The 3,723-nt window shown below is 73.8% G+C and carries 5 protein-coding genes; 3 read left to right on the forward strand and 2 right to left on the reverse strand.

What is annotated here, in order from left to right:
- From Q0L15_RS15120 to Q0L15_RS15130, 3 genes are all read left to right on the forward strand, one after another.
- Positions 1–313, forward strand: a 313-nt coding sequence (locus Q0L15_RS15120; protein ID WP_296605282.1) for a hypothetical protein, incomplete at its 5' end; no start/stop codon positions are given.
- Positions 314–354: 41 nt separating this feature from the next.
- The gene (locus Q0L15_RS15125; protein ID WP_296605283.1) at positions 355–1,107 is read left to right on the forward strand and encodes a M14 family zinc carboxypeptidase; all 753 of its coding nucleotides are present in this window, start codon (positions 355–357) and stop codon (positions 1,105–1,107) included.
- Positions 1,104–2,288, forward strand: a complete 1,185-nt coding sequence (locus Q0L15_RS15130; protein WP_296605284.1) for a calcium-binding protein — start codon at positions 1,104–1,106, stop codon at positions 2,286–2,288. Before Q0L15_RS15125 ends, Q0L15_RS15130 begins: the two co-directional genes overlap by 4 nt.
- 9 nt (positions 2,289–2,297) lie before the next feature.
- Here Q0L15_RS15130 and Q0L15_RS15135 read toward each other — a convergent pair whose 3' ends face one another.
- Both Q0L15_RS15135 and Q0L15_RS15140 read right to left on the reverse strand, forming a co-directional pair.
- On the reverse strand, positions 2,298–3,101 hold the full coding sequence (locus Q0L15_RS15135) for an enoyl-CoA hydratase-related protein (RefSeq protein ID WP_296605285.1): 804 nt from the start codon (positions 3,099–3,101) through the stop codon (positions 2,298–2,300).
- Positions 3,102–3,165: 64 nt separating this feature from the next.
- Positions 3,166–3,723 (reverse strand): PaaX family transcriptional regulator C-terminal domain-containing protein (locus Q0L15_RS15140; protein WP_296605286.1); only part of this gene is annotated, 558 nt, incomplete at its 5' end.

Below are 3,723 nucleotides of genomic sequence, written 5' to 3' on the forward strand. Positions count from 1 at the left end.
ACGAACCGCACTCCACGTGCACACGGTGGCCGGCGTGCTGGCGATCGTGACCTGGCTGGCCTTCCTCCTCGCCCCCGACGACACCACCCTCGGCGGCGACCTCACCGGCATCGTCGCGATCGCCCTGTGGTGGATCGTGGTCGCGGCCGGCCTGCTGATCCTGGTGCGCTGGCTGCCCAGCCGCGGCCGGCACGCCTCGGAGGGCCGCGAGGACAGCTGGTCCGACGGCCCGGGGCTCTCCATCCTCGCCCACGTCGGCATGCTGGTGGGCGTCTGCGTCTTCACCTGGGCCTACCTCTACGCCCACGTCTGAGCCGGCTCTGAGCCGATCCGGGGCGAGTAGGGTCGAGGATCATGCGCCTCGGATCCCTCCTCGCCGGCCCGCTCGTCACCGCACTCGCCACCGGGCTCGCCCTCGGCACCCCGGCGACGACGTACGCCGGGCGCCCGCCGGCCGACCGGCCGGCCGTGGTCGAGGCGCGGACCATCGGCCACTCGGTCCAGGGTCGGCCGATCAAGGCCTTCCGGCTCGGTGAGCGGGGCAAGCCCAAGGTGCTGCTGATCTCCACGATGCACGGCAACGAGGGCCACACCCGCCAGATCCTCGCCTCGCTGCGCGACGGGCGGCCGATCCACGGCATCAACCTGTGGGTGCTTCCCGTCTACAACCCCGACGGGCTGGCCCGGCACACCCGCAAGAACGCCCACGGCGTGGACCTCAACCGCAACTTCCCCTATCACTGGGCCGACCTCGACGGCAGCTACGAGTCGGGACCGCGGGCGGGCTCCGAGCCCGAGACCCGGGCGGCGATGCGGTTCCTGCGCACGATCCGGCCGCAGTGGATCATCAGCTTCCACCAGCCGCTGCACGGCGTCGACACCGACACCAAGAGCCAGCGGTTCTCCCGCCGGGTCGCCGACAAGCTGAACCTGCCGCGCAAGTCGTTCAACTGCGGCGGTGTCTGCCACGGCACGATGACCGGCTGGTTCAACCACCAGTTCCGCGGCTCCGCGCTCACCGCCGAGTACGGCTCACACCCGCCGCGTCGGCTGATGAGGAAGATCGCTCCCGGGCAGGTGCTCTCGATCTGGGGCGCCCGGCGATGAAGCGGGCGGTGCTGGTGCTGGCGTTGACGGCGCCGCTGTGGGCGCTGCCGCCCGCGGCCGGAGTCGCGGCGCCGACGTGCCAGGGCCTGCGCGCCACGATCGTGGGCACGCCCGGCGACGACGTGCTGGTCGGGACGTCCGGCCGCGACGTGATCGCCGGACTGGGCGGTGACGACGTCCTGCGTGGCCTCGGCGGGTCCGACGTGCTGTGCGGGGGCGCCGGCTCCGACCGGTTGTACGGCGGCGCCGACCGGCGCTGGCACGACCAGTTCCAGACGATCGCCACCGGCGACCGCCTCGACGGCGGCCCTGGCGACGACCTGCTCGATCCCGGCCCGCGCATCCGCGGCGCCGCGCTGGTCGAGCCCGACCTGCTGGTCTTCGCCAGCGCCGACGGCGTCACCGTCGACCTCGGGGCGCGCCGGGCCACCGGCCAGGGCACCGACCGGATCGTCTGGCGGCGCACGCTCGGCGTCGTCGGCTCACCCGGCGACGACCACCTGATCGGCACCGGCGCACCGGACCACCTCACCGGCGGGGCCGGGGCCGACCTCCTCGAGGGCCGCGGTGGACGCGACACGATCCGCGCCGACGCCGGCAACGACACGGTCTCGGGAGGGGCCGGCCCCGACGAGATCACCAGCCGCGGCGGGCGCGACACCATCAGCGGCGGCGCGGGCGACGACGTGGTCTCGCTGCACCGGGGCGGCGCCGACCGGGTCGACACCGGGGCGGGTGGCGACCTGCTGTTCGTCTGGCTCACGGCCGCCTCGAGCCTCACGGGCGCCGTCCTCGACTCGGGTGCTCCGGGGCCTGAGGAGTGGGACACCGACAGCCTCTACCTCAGCGCGCTGCGTCCGGTGCCGGGAGGGCCCTTCGCGGTCGACCTGGTCGCCGGGACGATCAGCCGCGACGACCAGCACGGCAGGCTGCTCGGCTGGTCCTCGCTCACCTTCTCGGTGCCCCGGGCGCGGCTCGACTACCTCGGCAGCGAAGGGCCCGACGAGGTGACGGTCGAGAGCCGGGCCCGGCTGCTGGCCGACGGCCGGGGCGGCAACGACTTCCTCGTCGGCGGCCCGCGCAACGACCGCCTGGTCGGTGGCGCCGGCCGCGACGTGGTCTACGGCAACGGCGGCACCGACACCTGCGACGCCGAGCGGATGCGCGGCTGCGAGAGGTAGGGCCCCGGCCTATCGGCCCTCGAAGACCGGCTTCTCCTTGGCCACGAACGCCGCGACGGCGGCCCGGTGGTCGGCGGTGGCGCCGGTCTTCTGCATCATCGCGCTCTCGACCTCGACGGCCTCCTCGAAGGAGTGCCCGGCGGCGTACGCCACGGACTGCCGGATGGCGCCGAGGGCGACCGTGGGCCCCGCGGCCAGGCGCGCTGCCAGCGCGCCGACCTCGGCCGCCAGCTCGTCGGCGGGCACGACCTTGGTCGCGAGCCCGAGCTCGAGCGCGTCGGCAGCGGGCACCGTGGAGGGGAAGTAGAGGAGCTCGATCGCCTTCGCCCGGCCCACCAGGCGCTGCAGGGTGTAGCTCGCGCCGGTGTCGCACGAGAGCGCGACGTTGGCGAAGGCCAGGTTGAAGCCGGCCGTGTCGGCCACGATCCGCAGGTCGCAGGCGAACGCCAGGCTCGCGCCGGCGCCCGCCGCCACGCCGTTGACCGCCGCGATCACCGGCTTGGCCATGCCGGCCAGCGTCGTGACGATCGGGTTGTAGTGCTTGTCGACGGTCGTGAACAGCAGGTCGCTGCCGCCGTTCTCCAGCAGCTCGATGTGCTCCTTGAGGTCCTGACCGGTGCAGAACGCCTTGCCGGTGCCGGTCAGGACGACGCAGCGCACCGCCGGGTCGTCGGCGACCGCACGGATCGTCTCGAGCAGCAGCTCCTTGGTCGCGATGTCGAGGCTGTTGTAGGCCTCGGGCCGGTTCAGTGTGATGGTGCCGACGCCGTCGGTGACGTCGAGCAGGACGGACGGCTGGGAAGGCTCGGTCATGGGCGCATCCTGTCAGGAGCCGGGAGACTGCTGAACAACTGTTCGTCGCAGCAGAGCGTGTTGGTCAGCAGTCTCCCAGGCACCGCGCGACGAAGCGGTCCGCGCCGGGCTTGAGACGCGTCGCCTCGGCGGTGAACAGCTCCGCGGCCGCGTGGCCCGGCCAGCCGGACGGCAGCAGTGCCGGCGGCAGGTCGGGATCGGTGAAGAGGAACTTGCGCCACTCGTGCACGAGGTGGAACCGGGCCGCGAACGCCGCCTCGTCCTCGTCCTCGTGGGCCGCGAGGTGCTGGGCGACGAGGTCGCCGGCCGCCGTGATCCAGCCGTCGTACGCCGCGCGCAGGGCCTCGAGGTCCCAGGCGGCGATCGGGGGAGGGTCGAAGTGGTCGGCCCGCGCCGTGCTGGCCGTGGCGGCATCGCGCTCGAGGACCGAGGGCAGCTCGGCCCGCTCGTAGGGGCTGACCCACACGTGGTCGGCGATCTCGGCGTACCCGATGAACGTGAGCCCGGCCCGCAGCCGGGTGCGGGCGGCCCGGCTGGCCGGCGGGGTGACGAACGCGAGGTGCCAGCGGCCGTCCCAGGTGTGGACCTCGCGCCGGTAGACGCGGTTGCCGGTGTCGTCGAG

This window comes from Nocardioides sp., assembly GCF_024509035.1.
Lineage (GTDB): Bacteria > Actinomycetota > Actinomycetes > Propionibacteriales > Nocardioidaceae > Nocardioides.

What these genes read in the sequence shown, in the direction of transcription:
- Q0L15_RS15135 (WP_296605285.1), bottom strand. Translation starts at nt 3,101, where the DNA reads ATGACCGAGCCTTCCCAGCCGTCCGTCCTGCTCGACGTCACCGACGGC.
- Q0L15_RS15130 (WP_296605284.1), top strand. Translation starts at nt 1,104, where the DNA reads ATGAAGCGGGCGGTGCTGGTGCTGGCGTTGACGGCGCCGCTGTGGGCG.
- Q0L15_RS15125 (WP_296605283.1), top strand. Translation starts at nt 355, where the DNA reads ATGCGCCTCGGATCCCTCCTCGCCGGCCCGCTCGTCACCGCACTCGCC.